This window comes from Methylomonas sp. Uni0009 (assembly GCF_054188105.3).
On sequence record NZ_JBTAFN010000004.1, the window covers coordinates 20603 to 46607 of the forward strand.

Annotated in this window: 23 protein-coding genes; 11 read left to right on the forward strand and 12 right to left on the reverse strand. The window is 50.5% G+C overall.

Annotated elements, in window-relative coordinates:
• Window positions 1-38: 38 nt before the first annotated feature.
• Window positions 39-1088 carry a hypothetical protein gene (locus ACWAU0_RS23535; RefSeq protein WP_458139423.1) on the forward strand — a complete coding sequence of 350 codons (1050 nt, stop codon included), beginning with the start codon at window positions 39-41 and terminating at the stop codon, window positions 1086-1088.
• A 4-nt stretch (window positions 1089-1092) separates the two neighbouring features.
• On the opposite strand, the gene ACWAU0_RS23540 is transcribed toward ACWAU0_RS23535, so the two are convergent.
• The 5 genes from ACWAU0_RS23540 to ACWAU0_RS23560 form a co-directional block, all read right to left on the reverse strand.
• Complete coding sequence (locus ACWAU0_RS23540; RefSeq protein ID WP_033157405.1) at window positions 1093-1302, reverse strand: dodecin; 210 nt, start codon at window positions 1300-1302, stop codon at window positions 1093-1095.
• Between the two features lie 5 nt (window positions 1303-1307).
• Window positions 1308-1934 (reverse strand): thiamine phosphate synthase, encoded by a 627-nt coding sequence (gene thiE / locus ACWAU0_RS23545; protein ID WP_458139424.1) that lies wholly within the window; start codon window positions 1932-1934, stop codon window positions 1308-1310.
• Window positions 1931-2716, reverse strand: a complete 786-nt coding sequence (thiD, locus tag ACWAU0_RS23550) for a bifunctional hydroxymethylpyrimidine kinase/phosphomethylpyrimidine kinase (protein ID WP_458139425.1) — start codon at window positions 2714-2716, stop codon at window positions 1931-1933. The genes thiE and thiD overlap by 4 nt, the downstream gene beginning before the upstream one ends.
• Window positions 2713-4668 carry a BRCT domain-containing protein gene (locus ACWAU0_RS23555; RefSeq protein WP_458139426.1) on the reverse strand — a complete coding sequence of 652 codons (1956 nt, stop codon included), beginning with the start codon at window positions 4666-4668 and terminating at the stop codon, window positions 2713-2715. The genes thiD and ACWAU0_RS23555 overlap by 4 nt, the downstream gene beginning before the upstream one ends.
• 194 nt (window positions 4669-4862) lie before the next feature.
• Window positions 4863-5375: a transcriptional repressor gene (locus ACWAU0_RS23560; RefSeq protein ID WP_033157409.1), complete on the reverse strand. Its 513-nt coding sequence runs from the start codon at window positions 5373-5375 to the stop codon at window positions 4863-4865.
• Window positions 5376-5572: 197 nt separating this feature from the next.
• Between ACWAU0_RS23560 and ACWAU0_RS23565 the strand changes: the two genes are divergently transcribed.
• Entirely contained in the window at window positions 5573-6808 is a 1236-nt protein-coding gene (locus ACWAU0_RS23565) for a diguanylate cyclase domain-containing protein (protein ID WP_216614699.1), read from the forward strand.
• Window positions 6809-6852: 44 nt separating this feature from the next.
• On the opposite strand, the gene ppdK is transcribed toward ACWAU0_RS23565, so the two are convergent.
• The gene (gene ppdK / locus ACWAU0_RS23570) at window positions 6853-9591 is read right to left on the reverse strand and encodes a pyruvate, phosphate dikinase (protein WP_458139427.1); all 2739 of its coding nucleotides are present in this window, start codon (window positions 9589-9591) and stop codon (window positions 6853-6855) included.
• 143 nt (window positions 9592-9734) lie between these two features.
• Here ppdK and ACWAU0_RS23575 point away from each other — a divergent pair, with 143 nt between their 5' ends.
• Entirely contained in the window at window positions 9735-10916 is a 1182-nt protein-coding gene (locus tag ACWAU0_RS23575) for a BaiN/RdsA family NAD(P)/FAD-dependent oxidoreductase (protein ID WP_458139428.1), read from the forward strand.
• Between the two features lie 14 nt (window positions 10917-10930).
• Here the strand turns inward: ACWAU0_RS23575 and ACWAU0_RS23580 are convergent, their stop codons facing one another.
• Window positions 10931-11476 (reverse strand): flavodoxin, encoded by a 546-nt coding sequence (locus tag ACWAU0_RS23580; protein ID WP_458139429.1) that lies wholly within the window; start codon window positions 11474-11476, stop codon window positions 10931-10933.
• Between the two features lie 428 nt (window positions 11477-11904).
• On the opposite strand from ACWAU0_RS23580, the gene ACWAU0_RS23585 reads away from it, so the two are divergent.
• The 8 genes from ACWAU0_RS23585 to queA all read left to right on the forward strand — a co-directional run bounded on the left by ACWAU0_RS23585 (window position 11905) and on the right by queA (window position 18189).
• Window positions 11905-13212, forward strand: coding sequence for a citrate synthase (locus ACWAU0_RS23585; RefSeq protein ID WP_458139430.1), 1308 nt, complete (start codon window positions 11905-11907; stop codon window positions 13210-13212).
• An 18-nt stretch (window positions 13213-13230) separates the two neighbouring features.
• A complete protein-coding gene (locus tag ACWAU0_RS23590) occupies window positions 13231-13407 on the forward strand; it encodes a DUF1674 domain-containing protein (RefSeq protein WP_415878690.1) in 177 nt (58 codons plus the stop codon).
• Between the two features lie 38 nt (window positions 13408-13445).
• Window positions 13446-13817 (forward strand): succinate dehydrogenase, cytochrome b556 subunit, encoded by a 372-nt coding sequence (sdhC, locus tag ACWAU0_RS23595; RefSeq protein WP_458139431.1) that lies wholly within the window; start codon window positions 13446-13448, stop codon window positions 13815-13817.
• 13 nt (window positions 13818-13830) lie between these two features.
• Entirely contained in the window at window positions 13831-14211 is a 381-nt protein-coding gene (sdhD, locus tag ACWAU0_RS23600; RefSeq protein WP_171694755.1) for a succinate dehydrogenase, hydrophobic membrane anchor protein, read from the forward strand.
• A gap of 3 nt (window positions 14212-14214) precedes the next feature.
• On the forward strand, window positions 14215-15999 hold the full coding sequence (sdhA, locus tag ACWAU0_RS23605; protein WP_458139432.1) for a succinate dehydrogenase flavoprotein subunit: 1785 nt from the start codon (window positions 14215-14217) through the stop codon (window positions 15997-15999).
• Complete coding sequence (locus ACWAU0_RS23610; protein ID WP_240348263.1) at window positions 15999-16781, forward strand: succinate dehydrogenase iron-sulfur subunit; 783 nt, start codon at window positions 15999-16001, stop codon at window positions 16779-16781. The genes sdhA and ACWAU0_RS23610 overlap by 1 nt, the downstream gene beginning before the upstream one ends.
• Window positions 16778-17020 (forward strand): FAD assembly factor SdhE, encoded by a 243-nt coding sequence (locus ACWAU0_RS23615; RefSeq protein WP_415878687.1) that lies wholly within the window; start codon window positions 16778-16780, stop codon window positions 17018-17020. The genes ACWAU0_RS23610 and ACWAU0_RS23615 overlap by 4 nt, the downstream gene beginning before the upstream one ends.
• A 149-nt stretch (window positions 17021-17169) precedes the next feature.
• Window positions 17170-18189 (forward strand): tRNA preQ1(34) S-adenosylmethionine ribosyltransferase-isomerase QueA, encoded by a 1020-nt coding sequence (gene queA / locus ACWAU0_RS23620; RefSeq protein ID WP_458139433.1) that lies wholly within the window; start codon window positions 17170-17172, stop codon window positions 18187-18189.
• Between the two features lie 20 nt (window positions 18190-18209).
• Here queA and ACWAU0_RS23625 read toward each other — a convergent pair whose 3' ends face one another.
• From ACWAU0_RS23625 to pilV, 5 genes are all read right to left on the reverse strand, one after another.
• Window positions 18210-18671, reverse strand: a complete 462-nt coding sequence (locus ACWAU0_RS23625) for a type IV pilin protein (RefSeq protein WP_084153333.1) — start codon at window positions 18669-18671, stop codon at window positions 18210-18212.
• Window positions 18672-18854: 183 nt separating this feature from the next.
• The gene (locus ACWAU0_RS23630; protein ID WP_458139434.1) at window positions 18855-23900 is read right to left on the reverse strand and encodes a PilC/PilY family type IV pilus protein; all 5046 of its coding nucleotides are present in this window, start codon (window positions 23898-23900) and stop codon (window positions 18855-18857) included.
• A gap of 53 nt (window positions 23901-23953) precedes the next feature.
• Window positions 23954-24454: a pilus assembly PilX family protein gene (locus tag ACWAU0_RS23635; RefSeq protein WP_205453859.1), complete on the reverse strand. Its 501-nt coding sequence runs from the start codon at window positions 24452-24454 to the stop codon at window positions 23954-23956.
• Between the two features lie 8 nt (window positions 24455-24462).
• Entirely contained in the window at window positions 24463-25533 is a 1071-nt protein-coding gene (locus ACWAU0_RS23640) for a PilW family protein (protein WP_205453860.1), read from the reverse strand.
• Window positions 25530-26000, reverse strand: a complete 471-nt coding sequence (gene pilV, locus ACWAU0_RS23645) for a type IV pilus modification protein PilV (protein WP_101051604.1) — start codon at window positions 25998-26000, stop codon at window positions 25530-25532. Before pilV ends, ACWAU0_RS23640 begins: the two co-directional genes overlap by 4 nt.
• Window positions 26001-26005 lie beyond the last annotated feature (5 nt).

Sequence of the window (26005 nt, forward strand, 5' to 3'; positions counted from 1 at the left end):
AATAGCCGCTGCCTAAAAAATAATAACAAGGTGGCACCGTGGTTGCGCAGATCATTTCATTCCCCGAGCAAAAAAGTAGCAATAAACTGGCGGTGTCTTTCCGCTTTTTACTGAGTTTGTATGCCATTGTGCCGCTGTGTTTATTGGTCCTTTGGCTAGACGAATTCGGCTTTAATTTTGCATTACGCGATATGCTGCCCAGTAGCCCCACGCATTTTTTGTTGTTTCAAATTTTGTTCGGTACTCCGCATATCGTCGCTAGTAACCTATTATTGGTCAGTCATCAGGACTATCTGCAAGCCTTTAAAGGCAAATTAATCGCCATGACTTTGTTCATCATGGTGTTTTTCGGTATCGGCAGCCTGTTTATTCCATACCGTGCGCTATACATCATTACCGCTTGCTGGACGGTCTATCACGTTTTGAAGCAACAGCATGGTATCGCCAAAGCCGCTTGCCGCTTGCCGGGCTGGGCGTTTTACCTGCAACTGTGGCTCAGCGTCGGTGCCGGTATCTTCATTTACATGGGGATTTTTCTGAAAAACAGCCTGGAGCCGGAACAAGCCGCCCAAGTGTTGCAAATTGCCAGCGTGCTGACGACGGCTTTGGTTATCAGCACGGTGTTTTGCCAACGTTACGTGCCCAGCCGCTTGGGTATCTATTTTTTGTGGGCCAACACACTGCTGGTCGTTAGCAGTTGGTATGTTTACAGCCAGCAGTATTATTTTCTGGCGATCTTGATGCCGCGCTTGGTGCACGATATTACCGCTTACAGTTTTTACGTGACTCACGACGTGAATCGTCACAGCGAACAGCCGCAGAATAATTTGTTCCTAGCTGCAACGGCGATTCGATTACCTGTTTGGCTGGTATTGCCGCTGCTGTCGTTTGTTTTGACCTACCTGTTACAGGCTTATGGCGACGATCTGGTCAATTTATTGCTGCAAACCCTGTTTTCCACGCAAATTTATAAAGCCGTCACCTTGGGTTTTCTTGGATATTTGGCCTTGATGCATTATTACACCGAGGCGTTTGTGTGGGCCGCCGGCTCGCCGCTAAGGCGTTATATTCGCTTTAGCGGCGTCTAATCGCCTAGTGCGGCAGCGTGTAACCCACTTTAATGGTGACCTGCCAATGCGCGACCTTGCCGTTATCGATATGGCCGCGGGTTTCCACCACTTCAAACCAACGCATGTTTTGGATGGTTTCGCCGGCTTTGGCGACGGCGTTCTCGATGGCTTGTTGGATGCCTAGGCTGGATGAGCCGGTTAGTTCGACTTTTTGATAGACATGTTCTGGCATGTTATTTACTCCGCTTGAGGGTTGAATAAGGCTTGATAGGCGCGCGCGGCCGCTTCCGGTTCATGGTCAAATACGCCGCCTATCACCGCCAATAAGTCTGCGCCCGCCGCCAATAAAGTTCCACCGTTTTCCGGCAGAATGCCGCCGATGGCGACTATTGGCACATTTATAAATTGTTTGGCGCGATGCAGGCTGATAATGTCGGCGGGGGCGGCCAACGGTTTTGAACCGGACGGGAAGAAGCGGCCGAATGCGACGTAGTCGGCGCCGGCAGCGGCCATGTTCTGGGCTTTGTCCACATCGTTATAACACGATACCCCAATGATGGCGTCCGGACCCAACAGGCGCCGCGCTGCAGCGATTTCGCCATCGTCGCGACCTAGATGCACACCGTCAGCACCGATACTCATCGCCAACTCGACGCTGTCGTTAATCAACAGGGGGGCATCGTAGGCATGGCAAACTTCCAACAAAAGCCGCGCTAATTGCGGCGCATCCAGCGGATTTTTGTCGCGGTATTGAATCACTCTGGCACCGCCGTGCAAGGCCGCTTCGACGTCTTTTACAATTTGGGAAATCGTTTTGTTTTCGGGCTGGGTGATGGCGTACAAACCCTGGCGCGGAAATTTCATGCTTCTACCCAAAACAGCCGGTCGGGGTTGTATTGACCTTGTCCCGGACGGTAGGCGGCGGCTAGCGACTGCCAAGTAAATTCCTGAGCTTCGCTAACGGCGGTAAATACGTCCAGGCCTTGCGCCAACAGCGCCGCGCTGGCGCTAGCCAATGTACAGCCCGAGCCGTGATAGCTGTGCGGCAAGCGCTCCCAATTAAAGGTTTCATTCAGATCGTCAGGCATGTACAAACGGTTATGCACTAGCTCCGAGCTTTCGTGAGTGCCGGTGATCAGCACGTATTCGGCTCCCTTGCCTTGCAAGAAACGGCCGCAGTCGCCCAAATCGTTTTGTCCGGACAGGCGTCGGGCTTCCTCGCTGTTGGGCGTCAATAAGGTGGTCAACGGCAGCAGTTGCTCGACGATGACATCAATTAGTCGTTGGCCGGCCAATGCAGTGCCGCCGCCGGCTGCTAGTACCGGGTCCAACACCACCGGAATAGCCGGATGTTGCCGCAAAATTTGCGCAATCGCTTCGGCTACAGCGGCGTCGCCAATCAAACCGATTTTGAATGCGGAGACTTTAAAATCGGCCAACAGGGTTTTTGCCTGAGTGAGAATGTCCTCCGGCTGTTGCGGAATCAGCTTGTTGACGTTGCGGCTGTCTTGTTCGGTTAAGGCGGTGATGATGCTAGTCGCATGGCATTGATGGCTGATGATGGCTTCGATGTCGGCTTGCACGCCGGCGCCGCCGCTGGGATCGTGGCCGGAAAAACAGACTACCACCGGGCGGTTGCGGCTCATAAGCCGTCTCCATTCAGCAAGGCTAGAAACTCTTGTTCGCTGATGACGCTGACGCCTTTCTCGCGAGCGGCGTTGGTTTTATTGGCGCCGACATTGTCGCCAGCGACCAGATAGTCGGTTTTCGCCGACACCGAGCTACCGACTTTAGCGCCTTTGACTTTGGCAAGTTTGCTCAAGTCGTCGCGGCTGCCGCTGTGCAGGGTGCCAGTGAACACCAAGGTTTTGCCGGCTAGCGGATGGGCGTTGTCTGTGGCTTGGTTTTGCGTTGGGGTGAGAGTAAAACCCAGCGCCATCAGGCTGTCGAATAAAGGTTTGATTTTGCCAAAGCCTTCGGTGATTACCGCGGCGGTTTTTTCCGCAAAGCCCTCGATGGCGACGATGTCGGCTTCGCTGAGATTGAAAATCTCCGGCAACGCATAATGTGCCAGCAGCCGTTCGCAGTTGCCCAGACCCATTCGAAATACCCCAAACGCGGACAGAAAACGCCAGTCTTCGATGGCTTCGTTGCGGCTACGCACTAATTGATCGACCAGGTTTTGCGATTGTTTGGGGCCGAAGCCCATGCTTTCAAATCGTTCGGCTGTTAAGGCGTAAATCTGGTCGACGCGGCGGATGCCGTATTCGTAAAGCTTTTTGATCGTCGCGGCGCCGAAGCCGTCGTTGTTTTTCAGCACCCGGAAGAAATGTTCCATGCTGTTGCTGATTTGCGCCGGGCATTCCAGGTTGTTGGGGCAGACTAAATAATCGTTGTCCCAAATCAATTCGTGGCCGCAACTGGGGCAGGCGCTGGGTACTTCCGGCTCGGTCGGAAGCAACACCGCCTCGATTTTGGGGATGACCTCGCCGGAGCGGGCCAAGCGGATCAGCGCGCCAGGGCCAATGCCTTTATCCAATACCATTTTGTAATGATGGGCGGTGGCTCTTGACAATAGGGCGCCGCTAAGGCGCACCGGTTCCAGCTCGGCGACCGGCGTGATGCGGCCGGACCTTGAGGTTTGTGGCGTGACGCCAATGACGACGACTTCGGCGGTCTCCAGGTTTTCCTTATAAGCCAGCTGCCAGCGGTGGTGGTGGCGGGTGGCGCCCATTGCTTGTTTGAGTGGTTCGTCGACGATTTCCAGAATCACGCCGTCGACGTCGTAATCCAGCTTATGCCAGATGTCTTTGACGATGGTATCGAAGTTATCTATCAGTTCCTGCCAGACGCCCTCCCAGCAAGGCAATATAGCAAACGGATAAAACACGGCGGCATGATCGGCAATCGCGCGTTCGGCGTGCTCGTCCAGTTCCTTTTCCTTGATCACGCTGGCCTGGAAGTTACGGGCATTGTCGAAAAATTCGGCCAGATTGGCGTCGAAATAACTGCGGCTGACCACGATTTCACCGGCGCCCAGGCCACGTTGGCCTTGATTGGCGACTTGCAAGCCGCGCTCGAATACGCGGGTAATGTCGGTGCCCTTACGGCCGTCGCCGCGGGTATACAGCATCCGGCCGTCGTCATAGGCGGCGTAACCATCCAACTTGGGCGTGACTTTAAAAGTCAGTTCGGCAAAATTTTTATCCAATTCCAATGCAGCCTTCTCGATACGGCTGGCCCAACGCTCCACTTCTTCGCGGCCATAGGCTTTGTCGGTGGAGAGCATCACGGTTGGCAGATCGACGGTTTTACCCGCGAAAGCGGGTTCCGGCTCGACTGTGTGCAACAGCGGATGCTCGGGCTGACGTTTTTTCAGTTCTGCCAGATAAACGAAGTCGTAATCGGCATCGCTGATAATCGGTTCGCCGCCGCGATACAAAGCGTTGGCAATCTCCAGGAACGTCACTAATTCACTGTCCGTGACGGTATGCAGCAAATCCGCGTGTGTGCACAATTCGCAAAAACGATTCTCACCAAGATCGTTCGAACTTAGCGTGGTCTGCAAAAGAATAGCTTTTTGACTGTCGGTAAGCATGCCGGGGATAGATGTGTCGGGTAGGGCGGCGATTATAGAGGATAATATCGCAAAAAAAAGGCGGGAGAGAGAACTCGCCCGCCGAAGCATCTATCTTTCAAGAGGATCATGTCAACGGTAGGAAATCGCGTGACATGGGCTTAATATAAAGTTTTCTAAGGAACAAGCGTTGATCTAGGTCAATGTTTGGCGGGTTATTGAATAGCCTGTTCTTCAGCCGTGTTGGTGGCGGGGTGGCAGGTTTTACACAAGCCGTGAATTTCAATGGTTTTACGCTGCGGTACGAAGCCGGCATCGCCAAGTTCTTTGGATAATGCGCTGAGTACCGAAGGCGCGGCGCGCTCCTGAACCGTATGGCAGGCGGTGCAGATTAACAGTAGTTGATCGTGTTGAGTGCCGGAGCAGTGGCAGCCGACGAACGCATTTAAACTCTCCACCCGATGAATCAGGCCTTGTTCCAACAGAAAATCCAAGGCCCGGTAGACTGTCGAGGGTTTTGCGGCGTCGTTTACCGGCCTGATTTGATCCAGCAAGTCGTAGGCTTTAACGGCCTTATGACTGTTCCAGATCAGCTCCAAAATCTTATGGCGGATGGGGGTCAGTTGTACGCCGCGCGTTAAGCAAAGTTGTTCGGCTACACTTATCGCCCTGTGGATGCATACGTTATGGTCATGCTCTGGTGCCGGGAAAGTTGCTTGGTCGGTCATTTTGCAAAGGGTGATTGGGTTCATTCATTTTGTGGATGCGGTAAGTTATAGTGCCAGCATAAACAACCCATTTCAAATCGAATTACCAAATAAATTTTGTGTGTTTTTAATGCGCGCGGTTAAGCGCCATAGTGTGGTTGTTTGGCGGTTTCTCGGCGGACTTTTGCGAGCGGCTATAAGTAATTTTGAGGCAATAAATGAGAAGGATTACATTCCTGGTTTATGCAGTGCTATGGATTTTGTTGATTAGCCTGAACCTTTACCAGCAAGTCACGGATACCAAACAGTACGCGCAAAAAATTGCCACGCGGCAGGCAGAGATGTTTTTCGATCATATCGTCTTGATCAGAAAATGGAATGCGTTGCACGGCGGCGTTTACGTGCCTATCACCGAGAGTACTCAGCCCAATCCTTACCTGGAAGTTCCTCATCGCGATGTAGAGACCACCGATGGCAAGCACCTGACTTTAATTAATCCAGCTTATATGACTCGGCAGCTCTCGGAAATGGGTGACGAATCGGATATTGCCTTTCATATTACCGGTTTTAATCCGATTCGCCCGGAAAATCGGCCGGACCAATGGGAAGCAGAGGCATTGTTGGCGTTCCAGCAAGGTCAAAAAAGTGTGAGCAGTATCGGCACTATCAACGGGCAATCTTTTTATCGTTACATGGCGCCGCTGCATGTCGATCAAAGTTGCCTCGTTTGCCATCAGCGGCAAGGCTATAAAGAGGGCGATATTCGCGGCGGTATTAGTGTCAGTATTCCCAGTGCCAGTATCGATGCTTTTGTGAGCGAGCGTCTGGAGCATTTGACAATCACCCATGCAATTGTGGCAGTTATCGGTTTGATCGTATTGCTGTTGTCTTATTTGGCGCAAGCCAGACTAAGCCTGCGCCTGGATAAAGCCAAAAGCCGTATGCAACTGGCGTATCTGGATTCGTTGACCTTGCTACCCAATCGCCGTTACTACGATGCCTTTGTAAAAAGGGAGTGGAAGCGCGCCTTGCGGCATAAATATCCTATCTCGATGATCATGATAGACATCGATTTCTTCAAGCTATACAACGACAATCTCGGACATATCGAGGGCGATCATTGTTTGCGGCAAGTGGCTAAAACCTTGAAGCGTTTCTTTAGAAGGCCGGGCGATTTGATTGCACGTTACGGTGGCGAAGAGTTTTGCGTGGTCGCGGCCTGCGATGCCGAACAAATCATGGTGTTGGCCGAAATTCTGCGTAAAGCCGTCGAGAATATGCGTCTGCCGCATCCGGCTTCCAAAATTTCCGAATTTGTGACTATCAGTCTTGGCGTTGCCAGTATCGTTCCGAGTGACGACCTGTCTTTCGAAAGCCTGCTGCACGCTGCGGATCAGGCGCTATACGATGCCAAGGCCACCGGTAGAAACCGGGTTGGCAAACGCCGGGTTTGAAACGATGGCCAGGGCCGGTGTTTGACCGGCCCTGGCCATGTCAGTTACGAATATTTTTCCAATAGTTTGGCATGAGCGGCTGCCAAGCGAGCCACGGGAATGCGCGGCGCGGAACACGATACATAGTTCAAGCCTAGGTCGTGAACGAATTTAATCGAACGCGGATGGCCGCCGTGTTCGCCGCAAATGCCTATTTTCAAATCCGGGCGCTGCTGACGACCCAGTTCCACGGCCATTTTCATCAGTTTGCCCAAGCCCTCAATATCCAGCGTTTCGAAGGGGTTGTCTTCCAGCAGGCCTGATTCTTCGTACAGCGGTAAGAATTTGTTCTCGGCATCCTCGCGGGAGAACGAGAACGTGGCCTGGGTTAAATCGTTGGTGCCGAATGAAAAGAAAGCAGCCGTCGCGGCCAGACGGTCGGCACGGGTACATGCCCGCACCGTTTCAATCATTGTGCCGAACTTGAAGTTGAGCTTGAGTTTGTATTGCGCTTCCACTTCAGCTTGAATCTCGTCGACATAGGTTTTCACGGTTTTCAATTCCTGTGCGGTGATCACCTGCGGCACCATGATTTCCGGTTCGACCGGAATCCGTTGTTTCACGCACAATGCCGCCGCTTCCAGAATTGAACGGATCTGCATTTTGTAGATTTCCGGATAGCTCATACCCAGCCTGACGCCGCGATGACCCAGCATTGGGTTAACTTCGTACAGCTCCAGCACTTTGTCCAGCATCATTTGTTTTTTGCTGATTGCTTCTAAAATCACGTCTTCGTTGAGCATATTGAACGGTGCCGGCATTTCCGCCGGGTGCACCAGCGTATCCAGCGTGACCCGTTGGCCTTTGACGATGGTCAGGTAGTGTTTCAGCGCATCCAGCTCATCAATCAATTGGTGCTCATTGGGCAAAAACTCGTGCATAGGCGGATCCAGCAAACGCACGGTAACCGGGTGCGGCGACATGGCTTCGAACAACTGTTGGAAGTCATCGCGTTGAATCGGGAACAGTTTGGCTAAAGCCGCCTCGCGTTCTTCGGTGTTGTGCGCCAGAATCATGTCTACCACTAAGGGTAAACGGTCGGCGGCGTTAAACATGCGTTCGGTACGGCACAAACCGACACCTTTGGCGCCGTAGCTGACCGCCAGTCTCGCGGTTTCCGGCGTGTCGACATTAGCATGCACACGCAAGCGGGCTATGCTGTCGGCCCAGCCCAGCAAGGTTTTTAATTCCTCAGAGAATGAGGGCGGAATGGTGGGGATCCGGCCCAAATAGATATTACCGTTGCTGCCGTCTATGGTAATCAGGTCGCCTTCCTTGATATGGATGTCGCCGACGATAGCCAAGCGGGCGCGGACATCGACTTTGATGTCTTCAGCCCCAGCCACGCAGGCTTTACCCATGCCGCGCGCCACCACCGCTGCGTGCGAGGTTTTGCCGCCGCGGCTGGTCAAGATGCCTTGTGCAGCGAAAAAGCCGTGGATGTCTTCCGGTTTGGTTTCTTCGCGTAGCAAAATCAAATCTTGGCCGGTTTTACCCAAGCGAACTGCCGTGTCGGCGTCGAATACGCAATGGCCGCACGCGGCGCCGGGCGAAGCCGGCAGGCCTTGGGCAATGGCTTTAACTTCGTGATTGGGAGCTAATTGCGGATGCAGCAATTGTTCCAGCATGTCGGGATTGATCCGCAGCAGCGCTTGTTCTTTGTTGATCAAGCCCTCCGCCACCATATCGATGGAGGTTTTCACCATCGCGGTCGCGTTCATTTTGCCGTTTCGGGTTTGCAAACAATACAGAATGCCGCGCTCTATGGTGTACTCGTAATCCTGCACTTCGTGATAATGCGCTTCCAGTTTATTGCGCAATTCCACAAGTTGCCGATATTGTTCCGGCATTTCCTTCGCCATTTCGTGAACCGGTTTGGGGGTGCGAATACCGGCGACCACGTCTTCGCCTTGCGCATTGACCAGGTATTCGCCGTACATTTCGTTGACACCGGTGCCGGGATTACGGGTGAAACCGACGCCGGTCGCGCAGTCGTCGCCCATATTGCCGAATACCATGGTGACGATATTGACGGCGGTGCCGTTGGCAATGTCCGGGGTGATGTGAAACTCGCGGCGGTAATCGACGGCACGTTTTCCCAGCCAGGAGTTGAATACCGCACGAATGGCAATTTCCAGTTGCTGGTAAACGTCTTCCGGAAATGGCCGGCCGGTTTCTTCATGGACCACGGTCAGAAACAGTTCACTGATTTCTTGCAGTTGGTCGGCAGTCAACGCCACGTCGGCTTTGATGCCGGCCGCACGCTTAACGTTGTTGAAATGGACGTCGAATTTTTCGTCGTCGATACCCAGCGCTACCTTGCCGAATAATTGGATGAAGCGGCGATAGGCATCGTAAGCAAAGCGTGGGTCGTCGGTCATTTCGATCAAGCCGGCCAGGGTTTGCTTGTTCAAGCCCAAGTTCAGAATGGTGTCCATCATGCCCGGCATCGAGATGGCCGAGCCGGAACGTACCGAAACCAGTAGCGGGTCGTTGGCGCCGCCAAACGATTTACCGCTCAGTTGCTCGATTTCGGCGATTTGCTGACGAACTTCATCCATCAGATCGACGGGTAACTGTTTGTTTTCCAGGTAAGTCAGACAGGTTTGGGTGGTGATGACAAAGCCCGGCGGTACGTTAAAGCCCATTTGCGTCATTTCGCACAGGTTTGCGCCTTTGCCGCCCAGTAATGCCTTGTTTTTGCCGTCGCCCGTATTGAATGAATAGCTGTATTTTGGAGTCATTATGGCCTTGTCGAAGTGTTGAAGTTAAATGATGGCTGCGGGAAACGCCTTGAGTAGCTTGTCGGCGTCTCGTGATGCCGGGTATTGCGGTTAGAATACCCCACTTTTTACCTATTTTTTTGAGTCATTACAAGTTACGCGCCATGGATAAATTTGATGTCATTATCGTCGGAGCCGGCGCGTCCGGCTTAATGTGCGCTATCGAAGCCGCCAAGCGCGGCCGGCGGGTGAAGGTAGTGGAACATGCCAACAAGCCGGGCAAAAAGATTCTGATGTCCGGTGGTGGCCGTTGCAATTTCACTAACTACAGCATAGCCCCGGAAAATTACATTTCCAATAACCCGCATTTTTGCAAGTCGGCGCTTAGCCGCTTCACGCAATGGGATTTTTTGAGCTTTATACAGCGCCACCAAATACCGTTTCACGAACGATTGCATGGGCAATTGTTTTGCGATAACAGCGCCAAGGATATTCTGGATGCGCTGTTAAAAGAATGCGGGCAAGCTGGCGCGACGCTGGCGTTAAATTGTCGGGTGGAGCGATTGGAGAAACGCGACGACGGCGATTTTTTACTGCACACCAGTAGCGGTGCGATGTCTGCATCAGCCTTGGTCATTGCCAGCGGCGGCTTATCGATACCGAAAATGGGCGCCACGCCGTTTGGTTATAAAGTCGCGGAACAATTCGGCATCAAAGTTTGGCCGACCCGAGCCGGTTTGGTGCCGTTAACGCTGCAACCAGGCGATTCAGAGCGCTTTACTCCGCTGACCGGTATCGCCGTGCCTTGCCGGATAAGCAATCAACAGCAGTCGTTTAAAGAAAATATTTTATTCACCCATCGCGGTTTAAGCGGGCCGGCCATCCTGCAAATATCCTCGTATTGGCATCCCGGCGAAGCGCTGCATGTAGACTTATTGCCGGATATGGATCTGGCGGAGACATTGAAAGAAAAGCGGCGGCAAGGCAGCAAATTAAAAATCCAAAATTTACTGGCCGACTACTTACCCAAACGTTTGTTGCAAGCTCTATTGGACGAGCGGCAGTTGGATATTACTGTTGCCAATTGCGCGGACAAAGATCTGAACGTGATCGCGGAAAATCTACATAACTGGACCATCAAACCCAATGCCACCGAAGGCTATCGTACTGCCGAAGTAACCGTGGGTGGCGTGGATTGCGATGCGATTTCCTCGAAAACCATGCAGAGCTTGCAAGTGTCGGGGTTGTATTTTGTTGGGGAAGTGTTGGATGTCACCGGGTGGCTGGGCGGGTATAACTTTCAGTGGGCTTGGGCTTCGGGGTGGTGTGCCGGGCAATATGTTTGAGGGTAGCAGTACAATCAATTCAGTTTTTCCAGCAAAGCCGGCTTTACCAAGTCAAGCCAATCCAGAATTCGGGTTTTGGTCAATTCGGGTTGGTTGTGATGATCCAGCACTATGCCGACAAATTTGCCATCGACTACAGAACTGGAGTGGGTAAAGTGATAGCCATCCGTGCTCCAGGCGCCGGTCACCTCGGCACCATAAGACCGAACGTGGTGATACAAATGAATTAATGAGCTGGCAAAGCGCGCGTAGTATTTTTGTTGGTTACCCAAACCAAACAGGGCAACCCGCTTTCCGGACAAATCCGCCTCATCCAGGCGGAACAAAAACTCTTCCCAGTTGCCTTCTTCGCTGCCGGTGGTTCTGCCGGGTATTTCGCCGACGCCGTAACTGGGCATTCCCAAAATCAAGGCTTTGTAACCAAGCAGTTCCGTTACTGTTGCTTGATTAACATTCACCGGTTCGCTGGCAATTTCGTCGCCCAAAACTCGGTATATGACCTGCGCCATCATCGCTGTCATACCTTTCTCGGTGCCGTAGAAAATTCCAATCTTGTTCATTGTTAAATCTCCATCGAATTGTCTACAAGCAGCAAAGCAAAATTTAAACCATCAGTAATCTTGGGTTCTGAGTTCTCGCTAAGTCGGTAACTTCAACGCTTTGCGGTAGACTGCCCAGTGGAAAGGGGCGAAACAGTGACTAACGTATTTGGTTATCTTTGTAACAATGAAACAGACACTCTGTCCGTTGCTTACAAAATCTGACAGAAATGTTGCTGTGTTTGGCTGATGCATAACGCTTTTTCTGAATTAGACGGTTTTTTATCAACCAGCCGAACAATGGCTTGAACCTTTCTGGGCATAGGTGGTAATCATTAATGGCTTAATCTTGAGATGGTTCATGGTACAAGCGGTTGGCCTAATCACATTCGCTGTGTGATAATCGAATTCAACTGCTAAGCTTCTGCTAACAGAAAACTGAGGAAACCATGTCAAACGATACTTTACTGGTCAGGCACAATGCCACCGGAAAAGAAGTTGAATATCCGTTGTTGAAGGGGGCTTTGGGTGCAGATACTGTCGATATTCGCTCTTTAAACAAAGATCTTGGGTGTTTTACTTACGATCCGGGCTTTATTGCCACGGCTGCTTGCAAAAGCAAAATTACATACATCGATGGCGATAACGGGATTTTGTTGTATCGCGGTTATCCTATCGAGCAATTAGCGGAAAACTGCGAATTTACTGAAGTTGCCTATTTGCTGATGAATGGCGAACTGCCCAATGCGGAGCAGTTGCGTGATTTTAATGAGGAAGTCAGCGATAGGGCCATCATCCACGAAGCTTTGCGCAAATTCTTTGATGGTTTCCATTACGATGCCCACCCTATGGCGATGCTGGTCGGTGTGGTGGGGTCCTTGTCGGCGTTTTATCACAGCGATTTGAACATTAAAGATCCTGCCAGCCGCATGATCTGTGCGACCCGGCTGATAGGCAAGATGCCCACCATTGCCGCAGCTTCATACCGGCATTCCATCGGTCGACCCTTCGTATACCCCCGCATGGATCTGAGTTATTGCGAGAACTTCCTGAATATGATGTTCTCTCGTTCCTCTCAAAACTATATCGATCAAGAACATTACATCGATCCCAATCTGGTCCAAGCGCTGAATCTGTTGTTTATTTTGCATGCCGACCACGAGCAAAATGCCAGTACCTCGACGGTGCGCATGGCGGGCAGTACCGGCGCCAATCCTTATGCCTGCGTGGCTGCGGGCATAGCGGCATTGTGGGGACCGGCTCACGGCGGCGCCAACGAAGCGGTTTTGAATATGTTGGCGCAAATCGGTAGCGTCGAAAACGTCCCCAAATATATCGCCAAAGCCAAGGATCACGACGACCCGTTCCGTTTAATGGGCTTTGGGCACCGGGTTTATAAAAACTTCGATCCGCGCGCTACCATCATCCGCAAAACCTGCTACGAGGTGTTGAGCAGAACCAACACCAACGATCCTCTGTTTGAACTGGCCTTGGCCTTGGAAGAATATGCGTTGAAAGACGAGTATTTCATCGAGAAAAAACTCTACCCCAATGTCGATTTCTATTCCGGCATTATCTATAAAGCCCTGCACATCCCCGTCGAAATGTTCACTGTGATGTTTGCGATAGCCCGAACCGCCGGCTGGATTTCACATTGGCTGGAGATGATGGAAGAGCCGGCTACGCCGATCAGCAGGCCGAGACAGTTATACGTCGGGCCCCCGCTCCGTGACTATACCGCTGTGAATAATCGCTAAATTATGCAGAAAATCGACATGAAGTCAGCACAAACCAATACGCAAGAACCGCCTGAGAACGCCAAGACAGAAGCCGAGAAGACGCCGTCTGCGGAGCAAGATCCTGCCATTCCGACAGAAATTAATGGCCCGAAAGGGCCGGAGCCTACTCGCTTTGGCGATTGGGAACGCAAAGGCCGTTGCGTCGATTTCTAACAAAAAATTATTTTTCAACTTTAAATACAGGGTAAATCATGTCAGCAAACAGACCACTTTCGCCCCATCTGCAAGTTTATCGATTGCCCTTAACCGGCTTGGTGTCAATCACCCACCGCATGACCGGGGTGTTCCTTTCCATGGGCCTGGTGCTATTTGTCTATGTGCTGTTCGCCGTTGCCGCTGGTGAAGGTGCGTATGTCGCCATGCAGGCCTTTATGTCCTACTGGTTGTTTAAACTGGTGTATTGGGGCTTTATTTATGCGTTATTTTTTCATTTGGTGCACGGTATTCGCCATCTGATTTGGGATTTTTGCAAAACCTTCGAACGCATGACACTGGACAAATATGCAGTTTACGAGCTGATTGCTTCGGCGTCGTTGACATTGATTACCTTTGTGGTTTCTTAAAGGAGGGCTGGTTATGGATTACAAAGCAACATTGGAAAAAGCCGCTGATTTTTTCTCGGTACATAGCGGCTCGGGTCATTTCTGGTATCAGCGCGTCACCGCTGTGGCCTTGGTGCCATTGTCTATTTGGTTGATTGTGCTACTAAACAAGGCTCTAAATGCGCCGTATGCGGATACCGTGGATTGGTTGTCTTCACCATTTAACACCCTGGCGATTATCGCCTGGACCGTGGCAGTGGTTTATCACGCCGCGTTGGGTGTGCAGGTGGTGATCGAAGATTATGTGTCGACTATTCCGGTAAGAAACTTGGCAATACGTGCCACCAATCTGATTTTTTTAGTTTTGGGTGTCGCGGCATTGCTCGCGATTATCATCATCTTTTTCGCAAGGTAACTCATGGCCTCAGCATATAACATCATCGAACACCAACATGACGTTGTGGTGGTTGGCGCCGGCGGGGCCGGTTTGCGGGCTACTTTTGGTATGGTGGAAAAAGGTCTGAAAACCGCCTGTATCAGTAAAGTGTTTCCTACCCGCAGTCACACCGTCGCAGCACAGGGTGGTATAAGCGCCGCGCTCGGCAATATGGGTGAGGATGACTGGCGTTTTCACATGTATGACACCGTAAAAGGTTCGGATTGGCTGGGCGATCAAGATGCGATCGAGTACATGTGCCGGGAAGCGATTCCGGCCATCATCGAGTTGGAACATTACGGCGTACCGTTTTCCAGGACCGCAGAAGGTAAAATTTACCAGCGGGCTTTTGGTGGTATGTCTACGCATTTCGGTAAAGGCCAGGCGCAAAGAACCTGCGCAGCAGCCGACGTAACCGGTCATGCCATTTTGCATACCCTGTACCAACAGGCTTTAAAACACAAAGCTGAATTCTTCGTCGAGTACATCGCGTTGGATTTGATCATGGAAGAGGGCGAGTGCCGCGGCGTCCTGGCCTGGTGCCTGGATGACGGTTCCATTCACCTGTTTCGCGGCCATCAAACGGTAATGGCAACCGGTGGCTACGGTCGTACCTTTCTATCGTGCACCTCGGCGCACACGGTTACCGGCGACGGCAATGGCATGATCTTGAGAGCGGGTTTGCCTTTACAAGATATGGAGTTCGTGCAATTCCATCCAACCGGTATTTATGGTTCCGGTTGTTTGATGACCGAAGGCGCGCGCGGTGAGGGGGGGTATTTGACCAACTCAGAAGGCGAGCACTTCATGGCGCGTTACGCCCCGCATGCTAAAGACTTGGCGTCTCGCGACGTAGTGAGCCGGGCGATTACGGTCGAGATTAACGAAGGACGCGGCATCGGTCCTAAGAAAGACCATGTGCATTTACATCTAGAGCATCTAGATCCGGCTATCATCCATGAACGCTTGCCCGGCATCACCGAAACCGCCCGAATTTTTGCCGGTGTCGATGCGACGAAACAACCGATTCCGGTTTTACCGACCGTGCATTACAACATGGGCGGCATTCCCACCAACTACAAGGCCGAAGTGGTCACACTGAAAGACGGTAATCCTGATTATGTAGTACCGGGCTTGATGGCTATCGGCGAAACCGCCTGCGTTTCGGTGCATGGCGCCAATCGTTTAGGCTCTAACTCCTTGTTGGATTTAGTGGTATTTGGGCGGGCGGCGGCGATTCGTTGCACAGAGCTGATCAAGCCGGGCATGCCGCATAAGCAGTTGGCAAAAGACGCCACGGATCAAGCATTATCGCGTTTCGATAAAATCCGCCATGCCAACGGTAGCCGTAAAACCGCGGAAATCCGCATGGATATGCAAACGACCATGCAGTCTAAGGCGGCGGTATTCAGGACTGAGGCCACTCTTAACGAAGGTATTAAGGCCATAGGCCAGATTGCTGCATCGTTTGATGATGTCAAAGTGGGTGATAAATCACTGATTTGGAATACCGATCTGGTGGAAACCTTGGAACTGGACAATTTACTCGGCCAGGCTCAGGTTACTATTACTGCCGCCGGTAATCGTCAAGAAAGTCGCGGTGGCCATGCGCGTGAGGATTTCCCGAAACGCGATGACAAGAATTGGATGAAGCACACTCTGACCTGGCGGGAAGGCAATAAAGTCAAAATCGACTACCGCCCCATCCACCTGTATACGCTTACCGACGAAGTCGAAGTCGTTGCGCCTAAAGAGAGGGTTTACTAATGGTTGAATTTACACTGCCCAAAAACTCGGTGATTAAAAAGGGTAAAACCTATAAAGCCGAGGGCGCTACCAACGTCCGCCATTTTGAAGTTTATCGCTGGGATCCGGATTCTGGGGAAAATCCGCGCATCGATACCTATGAGATCGATATGGACCAATGCGGACCGATGGTGCTGGATGCGATTCTGAAAATTAAAAATGAAATCGACAGTAGTCTGACTTTTCGCCGCTCCTGTCGCGAAGGCGTCTGCGGTTCATGCGCGATGAACATCAACGGCAAAAATACGCTGGCATGCACCAAAGCGATTAGCGACTACAAAGGCACCGTGAAAATATTCCCGTTGCCGCATATGTCCGTGGTCAAGGATTTGGTCGCGGATATGACGCATTTCTTCGAACAATATACGTCGATAAAACCCTGGTTAACTGCTGAATCAGAAGCGCCTGCCGAAACCGAACGCCTGCAAAGCAGGGAAGATCGTGCCAAACTCGACGGCCTCTACGAATGCGTACTCTGCGCATGTTGTTCAACCAGTTGCCCAAGTTATTGGTGGAATAGCGATAAATATCTCGGCCCGGCAATCCTGTTGCAAGCCTATCGTTGGTTAGCCGATAGCCGCGATGAAAACGATAAAGAACGTTTGGACGAACTCGATGAGTCGTTTAAATTGTATCGCTGCCACACCATTATGAATTGCACGGATACTTGTCCAAAAGGACTTAACCCCGCCAAGGCGATTGCCGAAATCAAGAAGCTCTTGGTGGAACGCGACCATCTGTGAGCGAAAACATCAATAAGCTGCGCTGGCGTTGCCGGCGCGGTACCCTTGAGCTGGATTTGATGCTGCTCAGGTACTTAGAACATCGTTACCTCTTCGCCGACACTACGGAACAGCAAACGTTTTTGCAAATGTTGGAACTTGAAGATACTGAACTGATGCGATACTTGATGGGTGAACAATTGCCGAGCGAAGAGAATATGAAAAGCTTGGTCTTGGTAATCAGAACTATGCCGGTTTAAGTTTTGCTAAAATCTGGCTGCAAAAGCGATGCTCCTCACCATACAAAATGATCTAACGTATTAAAAAACTTCAAATAAACTCTCCTTTACGTATCTTGCGGCAGATAAAGTCCCAAGATTGTTCAAAAGTCATTTAAAACCTATTCGGAATGAAAAAGAGCGACTTCAATTATCAGTTGCCGGAGCAACTTATTGCCCAGTATCCGCTGCCGGAACGGAGCGCCAGTCGATTGCTGCGTCTGGATAGACAAAGTGCGGCAATTGCAGACTGTCAGTTTGCCGATTTTGTCGACATGATAAGCAGCAACGATTTATTGGTTTTTAACAATACCAAAGTCATGCCTGCTCGCTTGTTCGCGCATAAGTCAAGCGGCGGTAAAGTCGAAATGTTGATCGAGCGAATCGAGGATACTTACACAGCGCTTGCTCATGTTAAAGCAAGTAAGTCGCCAAAGACCGATGCCTTGTTGAGCTTGGAGAATGGCGCGGTATGCAGGGTTATGGGTAGACATAACGATTTATTCAGGCTGCGGTTTGAAACGGAAGCCGGCTTGTTTGCGCTATTGGACGAAGTAGGGCATATTCCGCTGCCGCCCTACATTAGCCGTGTTGACGAAGCAAGTGATTTGGATCGTTATCAAACGGTATTTGCCGAGCAACTGGGTGCCGTGGCTGCACCTACAGCCGGGTTACATTTCGATCAGCCAACTATGGATCGCTTAGATCAAAAAGGCGTAGCGCGCAGTTTTGTGACTTTGCATGTCGGCAGCGGCACATTTCGTCCTGTGCGGGTCGAGGATCTATCCGAACACGTGATGCACAAGGAGTTTTATAGCATCTCGCAAGATTGTGTAGATGCAGTTAATCAGGCGAGGGCCAGGGGAGGCAGAGTTGTGGCTATAGGTACCACTGCGGTAAGAGCTTTGGAGTCAGCCTCACATAGTGGCGTATTGCAGGCTGGATGCGGTGATACTGACTTATTTATCACGCCGGGTTATTCGTTCAAATCTGTAGATGCGTTGCTGACTAACTTTCATTTGCCGGAGTCGACGTTGTTAATGTTGGTTTCGGCATTCGCGGGCTATGACGCAGTCATGAACGCTTATCGCCATGCTATTGAGCAACGCTATCGATTTTTCAGCTATGGCGATGCGATGCTGGTTATTTAAGGATTTTCTGAGGGAAGATTCTATCTGCTCCAGCATGTTGAGGCATCTAATGTTGCGCTCGCTACGGTTTTGCTGCCGGTATTGTCTATTAATAAGGTACCGCATTTGTCACTGGCTTGGGCTCCGGTCGGAACCGCGCTCAAGGTATAGCTGCTAGCACTGGCGCCACTAATAGTTACCGTGTAAAACCCGGCGGTTTCTGTTGGGATCGTATAGATCGATGGTGTCCCGGTATCGCCGGTTGACGATCCACAACCGGTTACCGCAGTTCCTCCAGCAGCGGCGTCACAAAAGGTATTGGCTTCCGTAAAACGTCGCTCCATGGCATTGGTTAGTCCGAGCAATACGCCTTTGACATCCGCTCTTCGCGATTTGCGTACACTCTCTTGATAGCCAGGTATCGCGACGCCTGCAAGTATGCCGATGATGGCCACTGTAACCATTAACTCTATAAGAGTTACGCCTTGTTGTGTTTTGTTCATTTTAATTTTGACCGGTTTGGGTTTTATCGGTTATTGAAATATATAAGCCTGTTATCGCATATCGGTTTAATTCAGTGAATACACGCAAATTCGTACGACTAAACCCCGATTAACCAAAAGTCACAGGCATTAAATTCTTAGTATCAGACTAATTCCAAAATAAGCTCTGAACAACTGAGCTATTTATCTCAATTGGCGCCAAGAAGTTCTTTTGCCGCCACCACCTCCTCCGCCAGGGGTAGTTGGGGGTTTTTTAAAAGCTTTCTTGTCCAGGCCATCGCTACCGGATCCGATACCAATATTCTCAACAAGACTAAGATTTTTATGTATGCCAATGCCCAAGTCAAAACCAGTAGCAGCAACTAATTTGCCATCAATTAGCATAAGATCGTTTATATCAGCTTTACTATCATTACCGAATAAATCGAAAGAGGCTGTAGCGGGGCGTTTACCTGTAATTGCCTCCACAGTCATGACGCGGCTCGCACCACCACCCGAGCATGGGTCAGCACTCGGAATCATTGTCGAGAAAATCACTAAATCTAGATACATCACCGGTGGACTAACGACTCTTTCACCTTGAGCGATGTTCGTGGGCTTAAGGAGGTTCATAGCCCAGCCTTTTTTAAGATTGGCTGCACTGCAAGTGGCGGTGGGCGTATCGTCGTCCGTTGATGGAATGGTTGCCACCGAGTAACACACAGTATTTCTAGAGCTTACCCGTACCACGCCTGTTTCCTCTACGCCGGCAGAGTTTTTGGGGTTACCCTCATATGTGATAGTTTGCTCTTGTAGTTTCGCTCTGTCGGTGATTGCCCCAGAGTTGTCATCCCACAGGCCGTAAAAAGACTGAACCTGTGGACTCGTCGGTATGACGTTGTCAGTAGTCTCAAAATATTTGCCTGTACCGAAATACACCATAATGCCACCGGTTTGCTCTGAGCCAACTGCACCAACACTAGGTTTTCCGGTAATCGGTTGACGGTTTGCCGATGTGCATGACGTGCCTGTTGTGGTGCAGGCGACGAATAGTGGCGCGCCACTGTTAGCAATAGTCCAACTAGTTGCGGAGGTCGTGCCTACGTTGAATTTCCAAAGGTTTCCGTAGAGATCCCCGGCGTATATGGTGTCTACAATTGTGTCCCCGTCAGTATCAACCGCCTTTGGTGATGACAGACCATTTTTTTGTGCGGCGTCACCGACTCCGGTATCAAATTTTTTGATTAACGCGCCTGTCTTGGCATTCAATACAAACAACACTGCCTTACCCGCGTCGCTGTTATAACCATTCGCAACGATAACGGCCCACGTGCCGTCTTTCATTCTAGCGATAGCGGGTTGACCTATTGTATAGCCTAGGTCATTGTCATCCGTGCTAGTGAACTCCCATAAAACGCTGCTGGCGCCAAACGTATCAGGATTAGTGATGTCGAGAGCGAATGCGGCTCTGCCTCCGGCTCCTGTGACACCTGCGAGAAGGGTATGCCAGCTCGAATCGTAATACACGTCGCCAAAGCTTGACATGCCGTCAATAAAATACTGATGGGCATAAGTGAGCGATGTCAACTTGCTTAATTCCGGAAATAACGCATTCGGAACATAAGCAAAAATCTCTGTGCCGCCAGTGGTGATCGAGCCGGAGTTCTTTTTAGCGTCGAACCCATGTAGCATGCCGTCATTGGCACCTACGTAAATCATGGGTCTGCGATTTTGGTAACTCGTACTGGCCCGAAATGAAGTGTAGTCGCTACCTTCTGCTCCGGGTAGTGAACTGTATCCGAAGTCATCGGTTCCAACATAGATGGGGTCGGAGTTTACGATGTCACCGAGCTTGTTGGTAGCAATTGTGGCATTCGCTAGATCCGTGTTGTTTTCTAGGAAAGTGCCGTCAAATTTCTTGATTCTGTTTCTAAAGTTTCCGGTACCCAAGCGCTGTTCGTTTGTGTTATCCCCGCGTAACCAATTGAGCCGTAACTCACCTTTGCCGTCAGCAGTACCCGATATTTGGTTTAAATAGTCCTGCTGCGAACTGCCTGTTGGCGCGGTGGTTAAGTTTGCCCATCGAAACTCTATACCCCGTGGAGCACTAGTTAACGTTGGGTTGAGCGTGTAAATTTTGCGGCTACTTGATGTCGGTAACTTTGTGGCAGCGTCCCAGTTGAGATTGTTTGTTTCCAATGCGCCAGTAGTGTCATTGACCGGGATTGCCAACAAATGTCCGCTCCAGTCTCTGGGATCGAATTTGGCTTGATAAACCAATGTCCCGGTATTTAATTTTGCGGTATTGGCTGCTACCGCAGAGGAAGAACTGACGTTGCTGAGTATTTTGGCGAAAGCTTTTCCCAATTGTTCGGAAAGTTTACCGGCATTGGTTACCAGAAAATAACCGTCAGGAGTACCATTTTTATCTTCGTCCCATTCATTTTGGTCAAGAATGTTGTCTTTGTTTTTGTCGTTTACACCCCATTTTGCCGCGTACCAAAGCGGGTCATGTTTAATAAAGCTGGCTGAGGTGGTGGTGCCCACGTTAAATGTTCTGGATGCCGTGAGCGGTAAAGAGACGCCATCGGCCCAAGTACCACCAGGAAACTGACCTGGAGGTGTATCAAGAAAATAATCTTTATCATTTTCTCCGGCATCGGGTTTGTCACGTACTTCCAGATAAACGCCGTCCTTGGTGGTACCGGAAATAACGTAACCCATGTGCTGGGTTATGCCGCCCGCGGCATAGGTTGAATTCAGATCGACCACTACTTGGTTTGATGCATTGACCGTAAACGTATATTCCACAATCGCATCCATATCGTGATCGGCAGCTTGCTCGACGTCCTCGTAATTTATACGGAATTTTCCGTACGGGCGTCCTCCGTTAATCGCGGCATCTTTATTGCCTGGAGTAACACCCGAGACTGGTTCTACCGTGTTGACAATCTTTTCTACGTAAAAGTCTACGATCTGATTGGTGGGCTGAAAGCTGGTTGAGGACTGGGAGATGCTGGAGCCCGCTACGGATTTTGCGAAGGGTACCAAGGTTACTATCTTGCCGTTGACCGGTATTTCGATTCTGGGGAGCGGCGAAGCTAATGCCACTGCCAACGTATCAGTTTTCTGATCGCCGGTAGCGGCGTTTAGATCGGTTTGTCTGCCGTACAAAGCAATGCTACCGGCATAAAAGCCACCTAATTTGGTGGGTTCTTCCGGAGCGAGGCCACGGATATTTTTAAAGCTGTTTGCCGATTTTGCCGTGGGGGCACCGTCGCTGAGAATCCCCGATTGACCGATAAAAATATTGCTCGATTCGGATTCGTTACCCCAAATTGTATCGGCTAGAGTCGATACATTCAGACCAGACAAATCACCTGAGAACGACGAGTCAAAATAGCTGCCGGGTAACTGATTGGTATCGTAGGATGCGTTTATATCGCTTATAACCAGTTGCATTGGTTTCGCACAGCTCAGATATTTACCGCCTGTATTTGAATATGGATCAAGCCAAGTCGGCAAAGGCAATCCTAGTGTTGCATCAGGGGTATCCGTGGCTGTTATGGAGTAGGCTGAGGTGGGGGCTGCTTTACCAGCAAAATAGCGTAAACCCTCGTACATCATTTCCGCTATAGGGTTACCCCATTCGGCTGCTTCACCTTCCGTTATTGCGCGCGTGGTAATCCACCCAGAAGCGTAAGCGTGATCCGAGTAGTTGAAGGTGTTGATACGTAGGTTGTTGATTGTCTTGACGATACCGTTGGTTGTCGTAAATATGCCTGTAGTAGGGTCTACTTCGTTGGTGAAAGATTCTATGTTTTTCCTGAGTACGCCGCCCGAGATGTTCTTTTTATAAGAACCGGTCAGCAAGCCAAATGCCATCGAGTCATTTTCGCCATAGGTGTGTAGCAACCCTGTGGGTTTATAGGTTGTGGTTGATCCACTTTTGTAGGCTTTGCAGTTGGCTTCCAATTTGCCGGTTTCGCAGACGTTAACATTGACACTGTAGTCGGTGATGCTAGAGGCGGTATTCGAGGTGTCCCAGCGCAATACGAAGCTGTCGTCGCCGTAAGCCTCCTCGTGGTGGTATTCAATATCGTAAGCGACACCAGCGGTGAGATGAATAGTGCCATTATTAGTATTGCAATTGCAGACGCCATGGCCTCCGTAATATCCTGCCACTACCGTACCGTTAATCAATACTTCTACTGCATCGTCGCCATCTACCGAAAACTTGTAATTGAGACTGGCAGGAACAGTGATTTTTCCTTTTACAACGGTTAAATAACGTTCGGTACGTTCAGGATTACCATTGGCCTCCAGTCTAGTCATATTGTCAGTGCGGCGTAAGTTACCGGTGGTGCCGTAATTAGTAACAAATGTTGCATACTCCGCAGCGCTCGATGGATGGGCGGGAGCAGTATCTCCGGTTCTATAAGTTTTTCTCACCAAATTGCTGAAAACTATATCGGGAACTACCGACCAGTTAGAGCTACCCGTGGTTGCACAGGCTGTACGGCTGCCGTTATCGCAATCGCTACCGGCCACGGGCCGTTCGATGGAAAGCCATTCCCAAACGCGGTAGGAAGTATTATTTAAGACGCGCATCAAGGGTTGGCCGGTGTAACTTAAGGACACATTTGCAAATAGGTGGCTTTTCCCCGTAGCGGGCTCGGCCAACGGTGTGTAGTCTGAGATAAGGTATCCCGGGTTATTGCTAGGATTGTATTCCTTACCCCATGAATGGGCATCTTGAGGGATAAATGAGCGTTTGAGTACGGTCTTCGAGGTGGTGTCGTCGCCTCGGTAACCGCCATATAGTACCTTGCGGAGAGCGTCAATACGCGCGGTTGTAATGTAGTTAAGAAAATCACCGCTCCAGTCGCCGTCCACCGATGAACAGGTTTTATCAGTAGCTGATGGTGTTTTTGCTTTCGGTGTAAAGTATCCTCCGTCGCTGTCCACGTAATCGTAACAACGATGCGAGTCGAAATACCCAAAGTAGTCGATGCTTGGTTTATAGCCAACGTCAATTAATCCATCGCCGTTGAGGTCAGAGGCATCGTTATAAGCTTCGTAATAAAGCTTGTGGTCGCGGCCCATGGTCAGCATGACGATGGGCGGAACGCTGGAGGTTAGAAATAAAGGTTGTTGAGAAATACCTGCCGAAGCGTTGAAGCTTGCTAGCAATGTCTGAGACAGAATCAGCAAAAAAAAGGCTTTTACTTGGCGTTGCTTAGTTTTCATGATTTTGCCCTCTGCGTGTTTCTGTCTGAAATCAACATAGTCAGTACGACTCACTAAATTTGGTAAATAGACTGGAGCATGACGATAGTGTCCGCTGTGCCGCCGGTTGCTCTGGCGGTAATTCGATAGTTATGTTTTCCGGGACATGCTGCAGGTGCGGGCAAGCAGCCTAAGTCTTCGATTATGTAACGAGGATTAGCGCTGAGGTTTGACAAAACGCCCGTATAAAGCACCGAATCATTGTCGTCCCAACTTATGCTGTCCCAAACTTCCAACGTTTCCGCCGTTGCGCTATTGCAATCTTTATCGCGCGGTTTGAATCTGCCGGCAGCTTTACTGCAGGTGTAGGCATGGGTATTTAGCCAAGTTTCCCCCGCTTGCAAGGCGGACTCCGCCGCTTGAAAGGCAAGATTACGGTCACGCATATTGCCGGCCATTTTTTCTTCCAGGCTAGTGACATTGGTGCCGGTCACGCCAATGATCGTCAGAAGCATCAGCATGATTAAGGCGACGACTAGCACTGCGCCAGTTTGATTTATTTTCGACTTATTCATGGTGCCACCTATTGCAGCCGATTACGTACTGCAAGCGTCGCGTTGAACACGCGGCGAATTCGCCGGTCACCTGGGTTAATGCCAGTACTGCCGTTGTAATCGTAAGTGAGGGTTTGCGAGGCCAGATTCTCGCTGGTGCGCGCCAGGATTGAGATACGCACGCTGGCGACATGGGTGATATCGGTGACGTTAGCGGCGGTTTTATATTGGTTGGCGACCCCGTCGGCATCAGTATCTTCTCCGTAGAGAATTTGCAGGTTTTCGATGCCATCGAGTATTTCAACTGGATTGCTGCTGCTACTTGCAGCCTTGGTATTGTCGTATCGCCAAAGAGCCGGTTCTCCGCTTGCGCCTGGACGGATGAAATAGCTGTATGCGCGGTAAGCAAAGACTTCCGAGCTGGTTTTGTAGCACGGTGGGGAAGCACAAGTCGCGGGCAAAGAGACCGCATTGTGCTTAATCAGTGTCGAGGTAGTGCCTGTGGTGGCCCGGAAAAGGTCGGCGTTGCTACAGCTGGATATTAAAACCGGATCACCATCAACTATGCCGCAAGTATTGGCACTGGAAATTTGTATATCCGAGCTTGCGCTTGCCATATCTGCTGATAAATAACCGCCGCAACTTTCACCGAAAACTACTGTTATCACATCGGTGCCAGGGGTAATCGGCGTAGCTAAACCTGACAAGGCGCTTGGCAAGGCTGGGGACCAAGTGGTCGTTACCGGCGATGCCTCACTGCCGTTGTAGCCGACTATGATAGTGGCTGGTGTTGGCGACGATATAGCTGGCGCAACAACGGGCGAGGTAATTGCGGTTGTGGCAGTATTGGTGGGTGTTAAATCGGTTATGGATATACAGCCTTGAAAACCGCTTAAGCGTAAGTCTTTGCTGAGTATTTCCAACGCATAACGGCTGTTTTCTTGTAAACGGGATAAGCCTTCCTGCATCCCGTAAGTCTGCTTCGCGTTAACGAAAATCTTGATTACCCCACCTAATAGGAATGCGCCCAGAAGCAGCGCAATCATAATTTCTATGAGAGTCATGCCTGTTTGCAGGAAATAGGTCTGATTTTTTTTCATGGCTGGAAACTCATTACAAACCGTTGCGTCGCCGCCCCATCGTGGTCGTCATCCCACCAAATTTTTACCGCATACGCATCGCCGATCCCGTCGCAGTTGTGTGCGGATTTTGAATTTCCGTCCCCCGGGGTTTTGTCCTTACAAACAACACCTTCGCCGCTAGGTAATTGACTTCTTAGTTGGTCGTTCCATTGTTTTAAATCGTAACCAGCCATTTGTGCCGGTGTGCAAGTGTTTGCTAAGCAATCGTTATTCGTTTCTGCTTGGTTATCGTAGTTACCCACTGCGTTTGCTCGTACTCGGTCGGCTATATCGTAAGCAAGCAAAGTAGCCTGTGAGCGAAAATATGCACTTTGATTGTTCCGCAGGCTTGTGGATTGCAAGCCCGCCAAACCCAGCAAGCCCAGGGCAAGTATCACCACGGCGATCAAGACTTCTATTAATGTGAAACCGTTGGTTGTTTTCATCGGTA